Below are 15998 nucleotides of genomic sequence, written 5' to 3'. Positions count from 1 at the left end.
TAAACAATTAAGCAAATGAAATCCCTAGCTCACTAAAAACTAGGGATTAGTCCAATTATTTAGATATATGCTTTTTCCTACCATAGCGGAAATAATAATAAATATAACATAATGCAACAAAGCCTAACCCATAGAATAAACTAGTTCTTTGCACAGGATCAAAAACCGGAAAAATGAGAAAGACGGTACACATTATCAAACAGAGGATAGGCAGTACAGGATAAAATGGAGTGGCAAACTTCAAATCCCCTACTTTTCCACCATCTCGAAGAAATTGCTTCCGAAAATTGTATTGAGATAAGGCAATACTCATCCAAGCGATTGTAACTGCGATTCCAGAAATAGCTGACAAGCCGATATATACTGTATCTGCGGCGTAGACACTTGTGAGTAGGGATAGGAGAGAAAAAGCCATCGTTAGAAGTAAAGCTGCCATTGGTACTCCCCTTGAAGACAGTTTACCAAAAACTTTTGGAGCCATACCTGAATGAGACAAAGACCACAGTAGACGAGTGGAAGCATATAGGCAAGAGTTCCCTACCGATAGAAGAGCTGTAAGAATAACAAAATTCATAATATCCGCAGCATAGGGGATGCCTACCAAGTCAAGCAAAGAAACAAAAGGACTTTCTAATACCCCTAGTTCTTTCGCTGGGAAAATAGCCGAAAGAATCACTACAGAAGCAATATAAAAAACAAAGATTCGTACTAATACATTTTTAATTGCTCTAGGAATATGTTTTTCTGGATTTTCACTTTCACCAGCTGCTATTCCTATTAATTCAGATCCTTGATAAGAAAAGACTACATTCATCATTGTGACAAAAACAATGGCAATACCAGCAGGGAACAAGTTTCCACCTGTAAAGTGAGAGAAAAACGGAGCTGGTCTATCATGCATATCCACTAATCCAAAAATTGCAGCACATCCAATAAGGATAAACAAAATTACAGCAACTACTTTGATACCAGCAAACCAGTATTCAGACTCTGCAAATCCTTTGGTAGATAAGGCATTTAAAGTGAATAATAAAACAATAAATAATGCACACCAAACCCAGATATCTACATTTGGAAACCATCGCTTCATCAAGATTCCCGCAGCAGTAAATTCTACTCCGGCCGTTGTAGCTGAGCCCAACCAATAAACCCAACCAACTGTAAAACCAGAAGCAGGTCCGATATATTTGGTTGCATATACTTGAAAAGCTCCCGTTTCAGGCATTCTAACCGATAATTCTCCTAAACATGTCATGACCAAATACAAGAGAAGACCACCAAACAAAAAGGCTAACAAAGCACCACCATAACCAGATTGATTAATAATCAAACCTGTATTTAAAAAGAGCCCCGTACCAATTACACCACCAAGAGACAACATATAAAGATGACGACTCTTCATTGAACGTTCTAGTTGAATTTGTTTTTCCTGTCTCACGGAACTGCTCCCCTCCCGATTGGGTTTTATTTGGAAATCAGCTATTGCCTTAAAATAGGTGAAGTGAGACAGGTAGGACCACCTGTACCCAGATAAGAGATCTCTTCTCCTTTGTACTCAAGAACCTCTACTTCTTCGGCTTCCAACAACTGCTTGATTTGAGGGTTCCCAGCAATGAGCATACATGTTCGTGGGGCTAGTGCTAGAATGTTGCATCCGAGATGTTCATACTCTTCTTTGCTTACTTCTATCAGCTTTACACCCCGAGTAATCAGCAATTCTCGAAAAACAACAGGCATTAATTCAGAGTATATGACTGCTAGATCATAATCGATAAAACTGATAAATGACATCAAGTGAAGGCATTCTTCCGGTCCATTGCCATGTGGAAGATGAACCACTATAAAATTGTCCACTATATCATGTGTGAGCTCTCGAAGTTGCCGTATCCCCTCGTCATTTGTTCTATATCCTCTTCCTACGACTAAAGTACGCTCATCCAACCAAATTACATCTCCGCCATCAACTCTTCCATCCCCATCAATCTCTCCCAAAATCGGAATACCCATCTCATGAAAATAGTTTTTTACTACTTCCGCTTCTGGTTGTCGAAGTTTTTTACCCGATTTAAGCAATATCGCTCCTTTTTTTGTTATTTTCACCGGATCATGAGCATAGATCGAATCTAATCCCACTGCATCAGAAGCAGGAAGAAAATCAATTTCCGAAACATATTGAGAAAGAATAGATAAAAACAATTCATATTCTCGTACTGCTTCTTCATAATTGGGACAATGAATATAATTAAACTTTTTCCAGTTTTCATCGAGATGTCTTTGGCTGATAAATGCATCTTTAGGATGCTTTATCATGACTCGCTCTATCTTTCCAACCATGTTTTGGCATCCGTATCGCATAGCTTTCTCCCTCTTTGCTATTGATTAAAAACGCAAGGATAAACAGCTCAACCCACCATCTTGTTTTTGAATCTCGGACATATCTAGTTCTATAACGGTATAACCAGCAGCCTCTATTTTTTGTTTTGTATCGCCAAAGCCTTTAGGAATAACAACATAATCATTGATTCGAATACAGTTAGCTGCGTATTCTTCTACAGGTTCCACTACAATCTTGTTGTAGTCATTAAAAACAAGATGGTCCACGAATTCGCCAGCTACAACTAAGTCTTTATTACCTAGATAAGCAACTCCCGTTTTGAGATGGAAAAATTTCTCCAATGGAACGATAGTAGTTTCATATCCATATTTCTTTTGGATTTTTGCAAACTGCTCTGCTCCCTCTCGATTGGTTCTAGCAGATAAACCTACATAAAAGTGGTCATCGATCTGCAATACATCCCCACCATCTAAAAATCCAGGAGATTGGATTTCTTCTAATTTGTCGTAATATTTTTTAACAACTTCTCTTATTTCTTTAATTTCTCCGTTACGACTTTCTGCTCCGGGATTCGTAATGATTGCGCTATTAGATGTCAAAACAGCAGTATCCTCTACAAAAGTAGAATCAGGAAAACTCTCATCCGCTTCTAGTACAATCACTTCAAGTCCACATTTTTTTAGTGCTTCTACATATTGCTCATGTTGTGCCACTGCTTTATCATAATCCGGTTTTCCTAGATTTGATGTAGTTAGGCCGTTTACATAGCTCTTACTTATTTTTTTTACAATCGCTCGACTAAACAAAGGAATTCCCCCTCGAAGTAGTTGGGTATAACTGTTTTTCCACATGATGAAAACGCTTTCTCTAAAATGGAACTTAGTATTTATTTAAATGATAAGACGCAAATATGTCAATAAAAAATTAGATAATATTATAAATTTATAGGATCATCTATTTGTGAGCTTGTATTTAATCGATCACAACTTCGATTTTTGATGCCATTCCTGATCAGAGTTAAGGAGCGGGAATTTGTCATCGTTTCACTACTTGAAGGCTTTATCCAGAATCATGGCAATAAGCGGATAAACTGGACAGTTGATAAGCAACAATCTCTCCGTTAAAAAGGTCAAGAATGGTATCTTTTTGCCATATAAATGAAATTCGGTGATATTCGTCACCCATTTTTCATGGGTTTCGTTGCTTGAAAATTTCGAGCTAATAGGTATGATGTGATGTGATTTTCCCAATCCTTCCTCGATTTTTTTCAACCCAATTAGGCATGTTAAACCTATTTCACCTATAAGTCGATGAACCGTCTTATGGTTCAAGAGATATCCCCGATTTCGTAATTTTCATGTCATAGAAAACTGCACCCCAATTGTTAGCTGTATCTAACAAATTGGGGTGCAGTTCACCTAGGGAAGTTCTATTTTATGCTAATTATTTTTTTCTTCCTCTTGAAACCAAGGGTTTAAATGTATCAACACTTCTTCTACCTCTGGATATTTCACCATGATAGATTCTTTAATTCGTCTACTAACATCGTGTCCTTCTTTCACAGTCAATTGATTCGGGACACTAACTCGAATATCAACAATAATGTAATGCCCATGTTCACGTGCCCGTATCCGATCAATCCGTTTTACTTCTGGGATGTTCTCCACTATTTGATGAAGTTCATTTAATTCTGGTAAAGGTACATTTTGCTCCATTAAGATACCGATTGATTCCTTCCCCATCTCGTAACCCAGCTTCAAAACAAAATAAGAAACGATTATTCCAGCAATAGGGTCACCAAATTTGAAAATAGAGACGGAAAATGCATCTCCAAGTAAAGAAGCGCCAATCCCGATCACAGCAGCTATCGACGCGTAAACATCAGCAAGATGATCTTTAGCAGTGGCAATCAACCCTTTACTCTTGATCTGTTCCCCTAATCGGATACAGTAAACATACAGACTTTGTTTCCATACTAAGGAGATGAACGCTGCCACAAAAGCGATCCAACTTGCTTTAACTGCAGGTTCAAACAAGGCAACAATGGAGTGATATACCATGTAAATTGCTGCAATAGCCAAGATAATCGCGACAACCAACGATGCAATTACCTCTGCTTTTCCATGACCATATGGATGATCTTCATCTGCTGGCTTTTTAGATACTATGGAGGATGTTAAAGTAGCAATGGTAGCTATCACATCCCCTGCATTATGGAGAGCATCCGCTATCAGTACTTGGCTCTTAGTTATTACTCCGACTACAAACTTAATAACTGTTAAGAATATATTACTGATGAGACTTACCCAGATTGCAAATATACCCGAATCCCATTGTAATCTCATATTATTTGCCTCTTTCTTCTCCAAACAACTATCTAACTCTTATTTACATCTTAATAAACGAAGTGCATTTAAAGTAACCAGAATAGTAGCGCCCATATCCGCAAATACTGCTAACCAAAGTGTCAACAAACCAGGAATAATAAGTATCAGCACAACAAGTTTAAGGCCTAATGCCACTATAATATTCTGCCCAATAATCCTTCTAGTAAATCGACCCAGTCGTATAGAAAAAGGTATTTTCCGAAGATCATCTCCCATTAAAACCATGTCAGCAGTCTCTAGAGCAGTATCAGAACTAGCACCACCCATGGCTACCCCGATATTCGAAACCGCTAATGCAGGAGCATCATTTACTCCATCTCCAATCATCGCAACGGATTCACCCATATTTCTTAGTTCCTGGAGGTATTTTTGTTTATCTTGTGGCAACAATTCTGCCTTTGTTTCTGTAACTCCCAAATGATCTCCCACACCGTTTGCAGTGTGTACATTGTCCCCTGTGAGCATAACAATATTTTTTATTCCGATCTCTTTTAATTCTTGAATTACGCCAACACTAGCCTCTCTCGTTTGGTCTGCAACTGCAAAACCACCTAATACTTCGTTTTCCGTTCCAAGTAGCATAACAGTCTTACCAGATTTTTGATGAGGTGTGATCACAGATAAGAGATTTGATGGTATTTTTTCTCCCCATAATGCCGGACTACCAAAGAAAAATTCTTGACCATTTACGATTCCAGCTACTCCCTTACCTGTAATGGATCGGAATTGATAGGGACTTTCCACTGGTGATATCTCTTGCTTTTTAGCATACCGTATAATTGCGGAAGCTAATGGGTGTGTAGATCCCCCTTCCAGCGAAACAGCTATAGTTAAGATAGATTTTTCCACCTCTTTATCAAAAGAGATAAAATCCGTCACTTCTGGCTTTCCTTCTGTTAAAGTCCCTGTTTTATCAAATGCTACCGTTTGAATTCTACTCAGCTCTTCTAAATAGACTCCACCTTTTATCAAAACACCATTTTTCGCTGAATTTCCAATCGCTGTCACGATGGCCACTGGAGTAGAAATAACCAAGGCACAAGGGCAACCAACAACGAGTACTGTCAATCCACGATAAATCCAAGTGAGCCAATCGCCTTGGAAAAATGGCGGGACGATGGCTAGCAGTATTCCTAGTAATAAGATGGCAGGGGTGTAATACTTAGCAAATTGATCGATAAAGGTTTGTGATGGAGCTCTATTTGCTTGTGCATCTTCAACTAATTGTATGATTTTAGAAAGTGTGGTATCAGCTAATTTTTTGCTTATTTCTATTTCTAAGTAACCTTCCTCATTGATTGTTCCAGCAAATACTTCATTACCTATTTGTTTTACAACGGGTATGGATTCGCCAGTAATGGCAGCTTGATTGACAGTAGATACCCCGTTAACGACTATTCCATCCATTGCAATTCGTTGACCTGCTTTTATGACACAAATATCTCCTATCTTTACGTCATTTACTGGGATGAAAATTTCCTCTCCACCTCGTCTGACTAATGCTTCTTTTGGTGACAAATCAATGAGGGAACGAATAGATTTACGTGCTTTTTCTAAAGATAAACGTTCCAGTACTTCGCTTATAGCAAACAAAATAACTACTGTAGCTCCTTCACTCCATTCCCCAATAGCAAAAGCACCTATTACAGCGATCGTCATCAAAGTCAACATATCAAATCGAAGCGAGAATAAATTTTTCAGCCCTTCTCGAAATAAGGAAATACCACCTACTAAGGTAGCTAATAAATAAAAGAAAATCCCTAATTTATTATGCTCACCAAAATAAAGTTGAGTGAAGTACCCAGCCACTAAAAAAACAGCTGAAATAACAAGTTGTTGATACTGTCTTTTTTGATACCATGATTTCTTTTTGATGGTTTCATGTTCGGAAAACAGTTGAAGATGATCAAATGATCCCGCTTTCTCCAAATCTTGAATAGATGCTGTTCCATTTACCGTTAGTTTTGCAGCGCCAAAATTTACTTTTGCATCGGATACAGTAGCAATTTGATTTACATTATATTCAAATTTTTTTGCACAAGAAGTACAACTAAGCCCCTCGATCCGATATACAGAAACTGGCTTTTCTCTACTCATCGCATTTTCCCTCATTCCGATGGATAAAGGTTATTTCTACCAATTGTTTCATATGATCATCATGAAGAGAATAATAGACCAACTTCCCTGATTTACGATGTTTTGCAAGTCCTTTTTTACTTAAAAAACGCAAATGGTGCGATGCAGTGGCAATCGAAACATCCAATACATTTGCAATATCACACACACATAGCTCTTCTTCTAGTAAAAGGGCATAAACGATTTTCAATCGATTTGGGTCAGCAAGTGCTTTATATAGATCAGAAGTACCTTGAAAATCTTCGGCTTTCACTTTTTCACGAATGAAATCTACCTTTTCGCTCTCCATACAAGTAATCGTACAGCTATCATTATTCAAAAGACACCATTCCCCTTTTATACAAACATTCGTTTGAATAATATAGTATAATGGCATACTTGTTTAGTCAAATACTCTTTTGAATAAATTATGATTTGTCATTTATTTTTGTTCGCCTATCCGTTGGATTATAATAACAGAAACAAGGAAGAGGTGACTGTACTTGGATACTTTTATCTATCAAAATCCTACACAATTGATATTTGGTCGTGGTCAATTATCAACACTAGGAGCCAAAATAAAACCTTTTGGCACAAATATACTTCTCGTTTATGGTGGTGGAAGTATTAAACGAAATGGCCTTTATGATAAAGTATTGGAACAATTAAATGAAATACAAGCTACCGTATTTGAATTAAGTGGAGTAGAACCGAATCCTCGTCTATCCACTGTGCAAAAAGGCATCGATATATGCAAATCAGAAGGTGTTCATTTTATACTAGCTGTCGGTGGAGGCAGTGTCATCGATGGAACAAAAGCCATTGCTGCTGGGGCAAAGTTCGAAGGAAACATATGGGACATCATTTCCAAAAAAGCTCAGGCAACAGATGCTTTACCATTTGGGACTGTATTAACATTGGCAGCGACTGGATCTGAAATGAATTCTGGCTCCGTTATTACCAATTGGGAGACACAAGAAAAAATCGGATGGGGTTCCCCCTATGTATTTCCTCGTTTCTCTATTCTAGACCCTGTGCATACATTCTCCGTTCCAAAAGATCAAACGGTTTATGGAACAGTTGACATCATGTCACATGTATTGGAGCAGTACTTCAGCAATTCTCCAAATGTACCACTCAATGAAAGATTTGCAGAATCGATCTTAACTACTGTTATGGAAGCTGCTCCCAAGGCAATTGAAAATCCAGAGGACTTTGAAGCCAGAGAATCGATCTTGTACTGCGGAACAATGGCACTGAACGGAACACTAAGCATGGGTATGATCGGGGATTGGGGAACACACAGTATCGAACACGCAGTCTCTGCCATCTATGATATTCCTCATGGCGGAGGACTTGCTATCATCTTCCCTAACTGGATTCGTCACAACCTAAATGCGACTACTCCGAAAATGAAACAGCTGGCTATTCGTGTTTTTGGCGTAGATCCAACAAATAAATCAGATCGTGAAATCGCCTCAGAAGGGATCGATAAATTACGTGCATACTGGGACAGCATCGGTGCTCCCAGTCGCTTAGCTGACTACGGAATCAACGATGAAATGCTAAAAGAAATGGCAGAAAAAGCCGCCCCTGCTGGTAAAGTTGGACGGTTTCGTCCTGTGACTCCGCAAGATGTTTATGAGATCCTAAAAATGAGTTTATAACAAAGGGTATAAACCTGTTAGGTGAAACTGCTTCATAAAAAAAAGCTACTGCCCATTAACGTCTTTCAACATTTATGGGCAGTAGCTTTTTTTGTTTGCTGATCATTATAGGAACATAATTCTTTAGCAAAACTTATAGTTGGATGAAGTTAAAGTCATTCATTTATCTTCTTCGTACTATTATCTATCTGCATACCTAATTAGAATAAGCTATTTCGTTTCAGAAAACTTCCGTCAATAAGAACTGGGATTCCTTTCCCGTTTTTCTCGGCATGAATATGTAAATGTGGTTCAGAAGAATTTCCTGAATTACCTACTTTACCAATTGCCATTCCATCTCTAACTTGCTGTCCTTGTTTCACTTTTATACTTTTAGGTATCATATGTGCAATAGTTATTTCTACACCTTTACATTGAATCACAACAGAATTACCACTTGGATTCTTTTTCCTATAATTTTTTGTTTGATTGTTCATTTGATTAGGTTCAAGCTCTTTTAATCCATCAACAACCTTGATAATCTTTCCTTCACAAGGACTATAGATTGTTTCACCGTAAATTTCATACTGATTTAAGTCCTTGGGAGCAAGTCCATTAGCTCGAATACCTATACGATTTAGTTTTAATATATCAAGAGCAAAAGCCTGTGAAGGATGGCTGTTATGGTAATTGATTTGAGTCGAACTACCTCCATGTCCCACATAATAAGTTCCATTTTTCAGGGGGGAACTTAAATGAATGAAGTTTGTTGGATAAGAATACCCTTTTAAAGCAGAGACAACAAAAAAACCGAAAATTAACGCAACCATTAAGCGAATACCTATCGAAAATTTCTCTACTGTATTTGTACTCGATAAACCCCAAGGCAAATGTTTAACCTGAAAATAAGATTTTACCACGATAAACAGGAACAAGACCGGGACAATAAAACGTAAATAATAGCTATAAATATCCCATCTGCCTATAAGAAAAAGCATAGCAAAAAATAAGACCTTCGATCCTGTATCAAGCAACCATATACCTCGATTAGGCGCTTTTGAACGCCATTGTTCAACAGAAAACATGACAATCAACCCAGCTATAATCAATGTGATTAACCAAGTTAAAATAGTAAACACCTCATTGTCATTTGAGATTATTTCATTTATTGTGATGAAGCTACTTACTAGGAAAGTGAACTCATTGAACAAAAACTCTCTTTACATAAATTAGAATATTGACACTTCACACGGCTAAAGCATTGAAATTCTTAAGTCATTAGCGTCCGCGACTCGTTTCCGTTTTGCACAACGCCCAAGTGAAAGGGTGTGTCATCACCTCATTCTTCCATACAGTTAGAATGTATCTACAGGGACGGCGGCATATCTTTTAGCTGTACACTAGGCTACTATTTTTGATGTGAAGTGCTCCGTTAAGACGGCATGGTGTATGTATCCTCATTCCTTGCATTTGAATTGGAGACCATTTCCATTCGCCTTGGCGTGATGATATTTTTTGCAAGTTTGGCTCGTGTACGCTGAATTCCCTAACTCAAATTGAATTCCAACCATCTCATGTGTGTCTTGATGAATTCTTTCAGCTGGTAGAAGAACCAGGAAAGGAGATTCCTGACAGGAGTGTAGATCACCAGAGGAAACTTGACATTAATCCGGGATATGTCCGGACACATCACCAGAACCGAAATCCCTTTGCTTCCTTTCCTGCATACGGGCCAGCAGGATGCGCTTGTCCTCAGGTGTGGAGACACGCGAAAACAGCTCAAAATACAGCTTCAGATGCATTTCCTACCTCGATGAAATGTTCACAAAATGAATTCTGTTTTGATTCAGTTTCCCATCACATTATTCACCTTCGATTACGAAATAAAAAATGCGTCTAAGCGTTAGGACCATACGATTTATTTTGTGGATTTGCTAACACAGCTGCGAACGGTACCAAACGGAATGATAACCTATCGGAAAGCGACCTGTAGTAGGATTCCATGCTTCATATACTCTTGCTGATCTTTTCAACAAATTAAATCCGAAGAGTTGTTTAACCCTACAACAGTACCTAGTTGATTTCTGCACAATCTCCACGATATACAAATAATTATGGAGAGAGCTCGTTAATGGTGAATATCCCTCATGACTAGGACTATGATACCCACCTCAATAAACCGTTTAGGTCAGGATTTAAGCTTTGCAAGTTAATTCACCTAATTCCTTATACTCGGAAGCCTAGGAATGATAATGTATAATCAGAGCTATATTTCTCGGATTTAACCTCGTAGAGGTGGCTAGCGCAATATAAAGAAAAAGTGATCTGACCGCTGTATTCCTATGCAAAAGTACGTCCCTCAAGCTGTCCATTTCATGATGTCAACTTGAGGGATTATGAGCTGATCAGCAGTAAGACGACTCAACTACAACGCATTATTCTCGAATGTTTGGCAGACTCACATGGACGCAATCGTTTAGCAAGAAATTCACGCCACTTCTTCCCGTCCTTAACCAAACGATAAACATCCAGAATCTTTTGATTTGGGGGTCCAATATGGCACTGAACCGGGAGAACTTCATACCATCTAATGACAAGTTGCTCATCATCAGGAGTATTAATTTTCTTCTGTTTCAGATCTGAATCAAAATCATCATCTTCAAGGATAATTAGATTCCTGAACATTTCCATTCTTTACTCCATGTTTTACAGTAGAAAATTTATACTATATAGTAACCGAATATTTCTCAACTCGTCAACTAATTAGATACTAAGCTCTTTGTACTCTGGCTCCAAATTCATGATACGAACCTGGATAATATCTAATTCCATTTTGGCAACCTAATGGTAAAATCCATCACTGATTCCCAAGCACAAAAAATTTCTTCTATTGTGCTGTTGATTATGCCTTTGATAAAATCAACATAGATCTGCCCACCGTGGGCAATCAGAGATCAAAGGAATCCGGATGAGTTACGCAAACGGTAAAACAATTGTTGTTGAAGTACATGGCTGGACGGCTTCTCCTGAGAAGTTTGCACTTCCTAGTTTCACAGAAGGAAAGATTGATGAAGTTTGTTCCCTCACCCTGTCTGGACATGCATTCCATTCTTCAAATGAAGAGACGAAGGCGTTGGAATTGGCTAGATTTTCCCATGTGAATTGGAAGGAAGATGTCAAGAAGCAGCTGTCTCAGATGATCAATCGGGAAGATGTCTCGCGTATCTTTCCAATTGGACACTCCATGAGCGGGTATCTCATTCTCCTCGCTCTGGAAGAACTCCAGAAAGAAGAGATGGATCTTCGTAAGATTGTGGGAGTTGGTATGGTGAATGCTCCATATCATCTCCACTGGAAGTTCAGTGTCCCTCTTTATCTGTCTAGGATGCCTTTCATGCATCGAGTTACCAAGTTGCTGCATAAGGGAGGAGAACCTGGCTCCAACCAGTTCGTAGCATGGAGCAACGTACGTGATCTTGCAACCATCACTCGAAAGGGAAAAAAGATCCTTCCTAAGGTATCTGTTCCCCTTCTGCTCTTCCAAGCTAGTCAGGATGCTTCTGTCAAGGGAAAAAGTGCGAAATCCATTGAACGTCAGGTTCGAGGAATGTGCAAGACTGTCTATTTCCCAGAGGGTCGTCATACCCCCAATGAAGGAGAGAAGCAGAAGATCGTCAACGCAATTGAATCGTTTCTTTCTCCTTGATTCCAAGGTAGATTAGAGAATCGATCTCAGATGGTGACTGCATAAGCAGTCACCATCTCTGGTTCTACAAATAGTATCAAGCAGGAACAAAGTGCTTACTAGCATAAAATGATAACAATTGATTTCGTACCTTATAAGTAAAATACTAAGCAATCTGATAAGGAGATATTTTGTCCGATAAGGCAACCACATCATCGTGTCCTTCGTAGCGGTGGCTATATATAATGACTTTATTCCAATAATAAAGGGAAGAAATGTTATATGCGAAACTGGATAGATCGTGAATTTATTAATGATGACTTTTAGCCATAAAAGACTACCTGTATCTAATTTTAAAAACTGCCTGTTCACTTCCTGCAACTTTAATTATGCTGACCTACAAGAAGTTAACACTACTAGTTATCTATTCAATCATTGCCATTTTCTTAATAGTTCTTTACATTCGTCTAACCATAAAAATACTGCCTTCACTAATTACAAATTTGATGGGGCAAATTTATTTGTAGCAGTATTCCAAAAATATAAAATTACAGGTTCTACATTTGGGGAAGCAAACATGTCTGAGGTTTCTATTAAAGGTGGGAATTGGTCTTATACATCTTTAAGACATCAAAAATTGTATCAATATAACCTATCTGGTGTGCAATTAATCGAAGCATCTATTTATCGTATAATTTGTTGACCAGTTTACTATTTTGTGGTTTTCTAAAAAAAGAGTTGTCACCTACAATTTGGTTCGAGCAAAGGAACTGTCAGTGTTTTCTCGGAAACTCCGCTCCTCACAGAGCAAGGAGATCGTTGAAGTCATTAAGAACGATCAAATTACAACGATCAGCATCCCTCGTCGAGGTGTCATCACCAAAAAAGTCATTCAGGTATACCGGACTGGTCAGTGCTACGCTCTGGCTCATGCTATCTCCAAACAGACCGGCTTGCCTATGGTGTGGATTTTCTGCGCATCTGATGGACAAATGCCACCAGAATGGGCTGCTGAATGGGACGGACGCACTGTTGCTCAATGGCGTAGGTACTATGAATCCGAATTCGAACCCCAAAAAGGATGGGCTTTCGGTTTCTGCCACGCCGTTGTCCGTATGCCCGACGACAAGCTACTCGACATCGGGTGGTCGCCAACCTCTCAGGAGTGGAAAAACTCCTATGACAATCCAGACGAAATCGCATTGCTAGAAGCGACTGTGCAGGACACATATGCCCTTGTAGCTTCCGGTACTGTTGCTCAGCCCAACATGGAGCTGGCTCACGAATTTGCCCCCTTGGCGCTGAAGCGAGCTGGATATGGTCACCTAGTATCCTGACAATTAGGTGGCAACGACACGACCTTCGATCCTACCACCAGGAATCTAGGTCGTGTCGCACTTTTAGATATAAAGAATTTTCCATAAACAAATAACAAGAGCGACTAGGCTTCTTCCTAATCACTCCTGCTATACCTAGGATTTGAATGTTAAATTTGCTTGATACCATCATATCATGGATAAATCAAGATGATAGTATACTCTTGGTATACTTATTGCTCTCACACAATCCACGCTAAAAACAAAATAAACATGACAGCATTTGCGCCATGCTTTTTCTTTATAGAACGATATCGCCCTCATTCCAGTAAAAGCACGCGGTGGGTAGCGATCCTCTGTAGACCAAATCCTAAGAGAATTACTACCCACCACTATGACTGGTTACTTTCAGAACCCTTTGACTCTATGAACTTGGATGACTTAGGGTTCAGATTCCGTCCTCATTCCCGATTAGTAGAACTTCTTCGGGTTCGGCTTCTGGCTCGTCCGCTTGTAGTGGAAGCAGAAGACAAGGTCCTTTCGACTCTCGACGTACGCCAAGAACTCCTTGTCTCCCTTGCACGGGTACTTGTTGACCAGATCCTTGTCGTACACCGGCTTCTGCTTGGACTTCTTGGAAATCACAATGCAGTCGTGATCCTCGTCGCGATCCTTGTCCTTGTAGACAGGGTACGAGTTCTCCCCGCACTTAACGTTCGCTGCCTTGTTCTCCCAAGCAGCGATCACACCCTTTTGCCCTTCCTCTGGCGGAACCACACCGTAAGTACCAAAGGACATCGATGAACATCCCGTGGTGAGGAGGGTGGTCAGCACGACTGAGCCGAGACCGAGACAGGAAAACTTCTTGGAAATCATGGGCATTCCCCAGTCAAATACATCTCCGCTTATGGAGATACTTAATTATATTTTAATCCTAAATTGCCATAAGATAAAGAATATAGACACCTTATATTCAAAAAGCAATACTTCATCTTATTCATCCTATTGCAAACAAATCTAGACATTAGTATATTCTTGGCATACTGCTTCCATGTCCTAGAACTAATCTTCTTTATCCAAATGTAACTGTAACCAAGATCAGCAGCTCTCTCTATTAAAGTCATTCCTTTTACATCTCTCATATATGCGACCTTTTGTTCAAGTCCTTCAAACTCAGCCAAGATGCATTTATCTGAATCGAACAGTTCAGGAGCGTATTTGTAGGCTTCAAAATGTAAGTAAGCTCTCATTCTTGCTTCCTCTTCGTTTTGAGCTATCACTGTGACGTTGCTCAACTCCTCCCAATCCACAAATGCAGGGAAACGTTCTAACCGGAATATGTTCATATCACACACCTCCATATTGGTAGAGAGAGTTTTTCTCCCTCTACGATGCTTGTTTATTTTTTGATTCCTTACGTTCTTGGGTTTTGCAATCTCCAGAAGTGCTGCTTTTTCTAACTCTGGTAATGCTTGATTGATATCTCTATACTTTGCTTCGGTTACATTCGCTCGACTTTACTTCTCCGTATAGAATTCAACTTTTCATGATGGAGATAACTTTTTGACTCAAGGTTTTACTCATTTGCGTTCCCCTCTCCTCTCGGAAGGATTTTAAAAACTGGATACCTGCGACAATGTAACCTAAAGTGTTTGGTCTAGCTCCTAGTCCATTGAATCCAAGCATTTTCCGTTCTGGTTTATAAATCAAGCTTCAGCTTTGGAACAATGGTTAAAGCTTTGTTTCTATAGATTGGTGCTCTCATATGTACCCCCTGTATGGGAAGGGGTGTGCCGTTATACACCTTGCCGATTCGTCCGAACATTTGATATCATCTCCTTAGCTTCTTCCTTCTTGATCCTTTCGCATGCTCGCCACAAGATAAGAAGAGCATTTTGAATCGCTTCGGGCGATGGTTTTGTTTGCTGTTTCAGTGTGTTCATTCTCTCCGCCTCCAATAGAAGAATATTCCGACTTGTATATAAGCTCTTTGATGCAAAAATGTTACATGGCTATTAAATTAGGCTCCTTTGATGAGTTTGATATTTTTCAAGCGGCTATAATGCTTAGTTAATTTCTCTTTACGCTCTGCATAACTTAATCCGGCATGATCAATCCAATAATAACGTTTTGCAGCTTTTGAATGTAGTTAATCTCTTCCTTGCTGAGATCGGGTTGAATCGAAGTGATATCACTATCTAACCCTCGTTCTGCTATGAATTGCTTTGCACTCTTTCCAAGTACAAACCGGTTAAACAAGTGGGATTCGTTAGAGAAAATGTGAACTTTCATCGGTTTTCCTACTCTTTCTCGTGAAAATACAAGTGTATCTGTTAATGCTGGATGCTCGAATTTAGCTATGAAAAAATTTTGGTGTAAAATGAACAGGAATGAAAAACATGAGTTCATTTTTTCTGTCCTTGAAAAGATGTGTACGAAAATCTAAAAATAAATTTATGACCAAAAAAGCATCAATTTATATTTGACGCATCTATGTAGATATGCGTATAGTAT

General features: G+C 39.0%; 17 protein-coding genes. 4 read left to right on the top strand and 13 right to left on the bottom strand.

Annotated elements, in window-relative coordinates; all coding sequences use genetic code 11:
- Nucleotides 1–55 precede the first annotated feature (55 nt).
- The 6 genes from GSM42_RS01060 to GSM42_RS01035 form a co-directional block, all read right to left on the bottom strand.
- Nucleotides 56–1402, bottom strand: a complete 1347-nt coding sequence (locus GSM42_RS01060) for an amino acid permease (protein ID WP_160799674.1) — start codon at nt 1400–1402, stop codon at nt 56–58.
- 77 nt (nt 1403–1479) lie between these two features.
- Nucleotides 1480–2355, bottom strand: a complete 876-nt coding sequence (locus GSM42_RS01055; protein ID WP_160799394.1) for a dimethylarginine dimethylaminohydrolase family protein — start codon at nt 2353–2355, stop codon at nt 1480–1482.
- A gap of 24 nt (nt 2356–2379) precedes the next feature.
- Entirely contained in the window at nt 2380–3186 is an 807-nt protein-coding gene (locus tag GSM42_RS01050) for a dimethylarginine dimethylaminohydrolase family protein (protein ID WP_160799393.1), read from the bottom strand.
- A gap of 588 nt (nt 3187–3774) precedes the next feature.
- Complete coding sequence (locus tag GSM42_RS01045) at nt 3775–4680, bottom strand: cation diffusion facilitator family transporter (protein ID WP_160799392.1); 906 nt, start codon at nt 4678–4680, stop codon at nt 3775–3777.
- A 39-nt stretch (nt 4681–4719) separates the two neighbouring features.
- The gene (locus GSM42_RS01040) at nt 4720–6819 is read right to left on the bottom strand and encodes a heavy metal translocating P-type ATPase (protein WP_160799391.1); all 2100 of its coding nucleotides are present in this window, start codon (nt 6817–6819) and stop codon (nt 4720–4722) included.
- Entirely contained in the window at nt 6812–7177 is a 366-nt protein-coding gene (locus GSM42_RS01035) for an ArsR/SmtB family transcription factor (protein WP_275402102.1), read from the bottom strand. The genes GSM42_RS01040 and GSM42_RS01035 overlap by 8 nt, the downstream gene beginning before the upstream one ends.
- Nucleotides 7178–7340: 163 nt before the next feature.
- Between GSM42_RS01035 and GSM42_RS01030 the strand changes: the two genes are divergently transcribed.
- Nucleotides 7341–8504, top strand: a complete 1164-nt coding sequence (locus tag GSM42_RS01030; protein WP_160799390.1) for an iron-containing alcohol dehydrogenase — start codon at nt 7341–7343, stop codon at nt 8502–8504.
- A gap of 200 nt (nt 8505–8704) precedes the next feature.
- On the opposite strand, the gene GSM42_RS01025 is transcribed toward GSM42_RS01030, so the two are convergent.
- The 3 genes from GSM42_RS01025 to GSM42_RS01015 all read right to left on the bottom strand — a co-directional run bounded on the left by GSM42_RS01025 (nt 8705) and on the right by GSM42_RS01015 (nt 11174).
- Entirely contained in the window at nt 8705–9568 is an 864-nt protein-coding gene (locus tag GSM42_RS01025) for a M23 family metallopeptidase (RefSeq protein WP_160799389.1), read from the bottom strand.
- A 579-nt stretch (nt 9569–10147) separates the two neighbouring features.
- On the bottom strand, nt 10148–10285 hold the full coding sequence (locus tag GSM42_RS01020; RefSeq protein ID WP_160799388.1) for a hypothetical protein: 138 nt from the start codon (nt 10283–10285) through the stop codon (nt 10148–10150).
- A gap of 619 nt (nt 10286–10904) precedes the next feature.
- On the bottom strand, nt 10905–11174 hold the full coding sequence (locus tag GSM42_RS01015) for a hypothetical protein (RefSeq protein ID WP_160799387.1): 270 nt from the start codon (nt 11172–11174) through the stop codon (nt 10905–10907).
- Between the two features lie 277 nt (nt 11175–11451).
- Here GSM42_RS01015 and GSM42_RS01010 point away from each other — a divergent pair, with 277 nt between their 5' ends.
- The 3 genes from GSM42_RS01010 to GSM42_RS01000 all read left to right on the top strand — a co-directional run bounded on the left by GSM42_RS01010 (nt 11452) and on the right by GSM42_RS01000 (nt 13505).
- Nucleotides 11452–12189, top strand: coding sequence for an alpha/beta hydrolase (locus tag GSM42_RS01010; protein WP_160799386.1), 738 nt, complete (start codon nt 11452–11454; stop codon nt 12187–12189).
- Between the two features lie 292 nt (nt 12190–12481).
- The gene (locus GSM42_RS21245) at nt 12482–12871 is read left to right on the top strand and encodes a pentapeptide repeat-containing protein (RefSeq protein WP_420820958.1); all 390 of its coding nucleotides are present in this window, start codon (nt 12482–12484) and stop codon (nt 12869–12871) included.
- Between the two features lie 13 nt (nt 12872–12884).
- Nucleotides 12885–13505 carry a hypothetical protein gene (locus GSM42_RS01000; RefSeq protein WP_160799384.1) on the top strand — a complete coding sequence of 207 codons (621 nt, stop codon included), beginning with the start codon at nt 12885–12887 and terminating at the stop codon, nt 13503–13505.
- A gap of 450 nt (nt 13506–13955) precedes the next feature.
- On the opposite strand, the gene GSM42_RS00995 is transcribed toward GSM42_RS01000, so the two are convergent.
- From GSM42_RS00995 to GSM42_RS00980, 4 genes are all read right to left on the bottom strand, one after another.
- A complete protein-coding gene (locus tag GSM42_RS00995) occupies nt 13956–14360 on the bottom strand; it encodes a hypothetical protein (RefSeq protein WP_160799383.1) in 405 nt (134 codons plus the stop codon).
- 41 nt (nt 14361–14401) lie between these two features.
- On the bottom strand, nt 14402–14830 hold the full coding sequence (locus GSM42_RS00990; RefSeq protein WP_160799382.1) for a hypothetical protein: 429 nt from the start codon (nt 14828–14830) through the stop codon (nt 14402–14404).
- 450 nt (nt 14831–15280) lie between these two features.
- Nucleotides 15281–15427, bottom strand: coding sequence for a hypothetical protein (locus tag GSM42_RS00985; RefSeq protein ID WP_160799381.1), 147 nt, complete (start codon nt 15425–15427; stop codon nt 15281–15283).
- A gap of 154 nt (nt 15428–15581) precedes the next feature.
- Nucleotides 15582–15776 (bottom strand): hypothetical protein, encoded by a 195-nt coding sequence (locus GSM42_RS00980; protein ID WP_160799380.1) that lies wholly within the window; start codon nt 15774–15776, stop codon nt 15582–15584.
- Nucleotides 15777–15998: the final 222 nt, after the last annotated feature.

Origin of the sequence: Shimazuella alba (assembly GCF_009831235.1) — a bacterium.
Classification (GTDB): Bacteria; Bacillota; Bacilli; order Thermoactinomycetales; family Thermoactinomycetaceae; genus Shimazuella; species Shimazuella alba.
This window is presented reverse-complemented; position numbering and strand designations above follow the sequence as displayed.

Bases quoted from the DNA above. Each gene is read 5' to 3' on its own strand.
- GSM42_RS01060 (WP_160799674.1), bottom strand. From the start codon at position 1,402: ATGAAGAGTCGTCATCTTTATATGTTGTCTCTTGGTGGTGTAATTGGT.
- GSM42_RS01055 (WP_160799394.1), bottom strand. From the start codon at position 2,355: ATGCGATACGGATGCCAAAACATGGTTGGAAAGATAGAGCGAGTCATG.
- GSM42_RS01050 (WP_160799393.1), bottom strand. From the start codon at position 3,186: ATGTGGAAAAACAGTTATACCCAACTACTTCGAGGGGGAATTCCTTTG.
- GSM42_RS01045 (WP_160799392.1), bottom strand. From the start codon at position 4,680: ATGAGATTACAATGGGATTCGGGTATATTTGCAATCTGGGTAAGTCTC.
- GSM42_RS01040 (WP_160799391.1), bottom strand. From the start codon at position 6,819: ATGAGTAGAGAAAAGCCAGTTTCTGTATATCGGATCGAGGGGCTTAGT.
- GSM42_RS01025 (WP_160799389.1), bottom strand. From the start codon at position 9,568: ATGTTTTCTGTTGAACAATGGCGTTCAAAAGCGCCTAATCGAGGTATA.
- GSM42_RS01020 (WP_160799388.1), bottom strand. From the start codon at position 10,285: ATGCATCTGAAGCTGTATTTTGAGCTGTTTTCGCGTGTCTCCACACCT.
- GSM42_RS01015 (WP_160799387.1), bottom strand. From the start codon at position 11,174: ATGGAAATGTTCAGGAATCTAATTATCCTTGAAGATGATGATTTTGAT.
- GSM42_RS01010 (WP_160799386.1), top strand. From the start codon at position 11,452: ATGAGTTACGCAAACGGTAAAACAATTGTTGTTGAAGTACATGGCTGG.
- GSM42_RS21245 (WP_420820958.1), top strand. From the start codon at position 12,482: ATGATGACTTTTAGCCATAAAAGACTACCTGTATCTAATTTTAAAAAC.
- GSM42_RS00995 (WP_160799383.1), bottom strand. From the start codon at position 14,360: ATGATTTCCAAGAAGTTTTCCTGTCTCGGTCTCGGCTCAGTCGTGCTG.
- GSM42_RS00990 (WP_160799382.1), bottom strand. From the start codon at position 14,830: ATGAACATATTCCGGTTAGAACGTTTCCCTGCATTTGTGGATTGGGAG.
- GSM42_RS00985 (WP_160799381.1), bottom strand. From the start codon at position 15,427: ATGAACACACTGAAACAGCAAACAAAACCATCGCCCGAAGCGATTCAA.
- GSM42_RS00980 (WP_160799380.1), bottom strand. From the start codon at position 15,776: ATGAAAGTTCACATTTTCTCTAACGAATCCCACTTGTTTAACCGGTTT.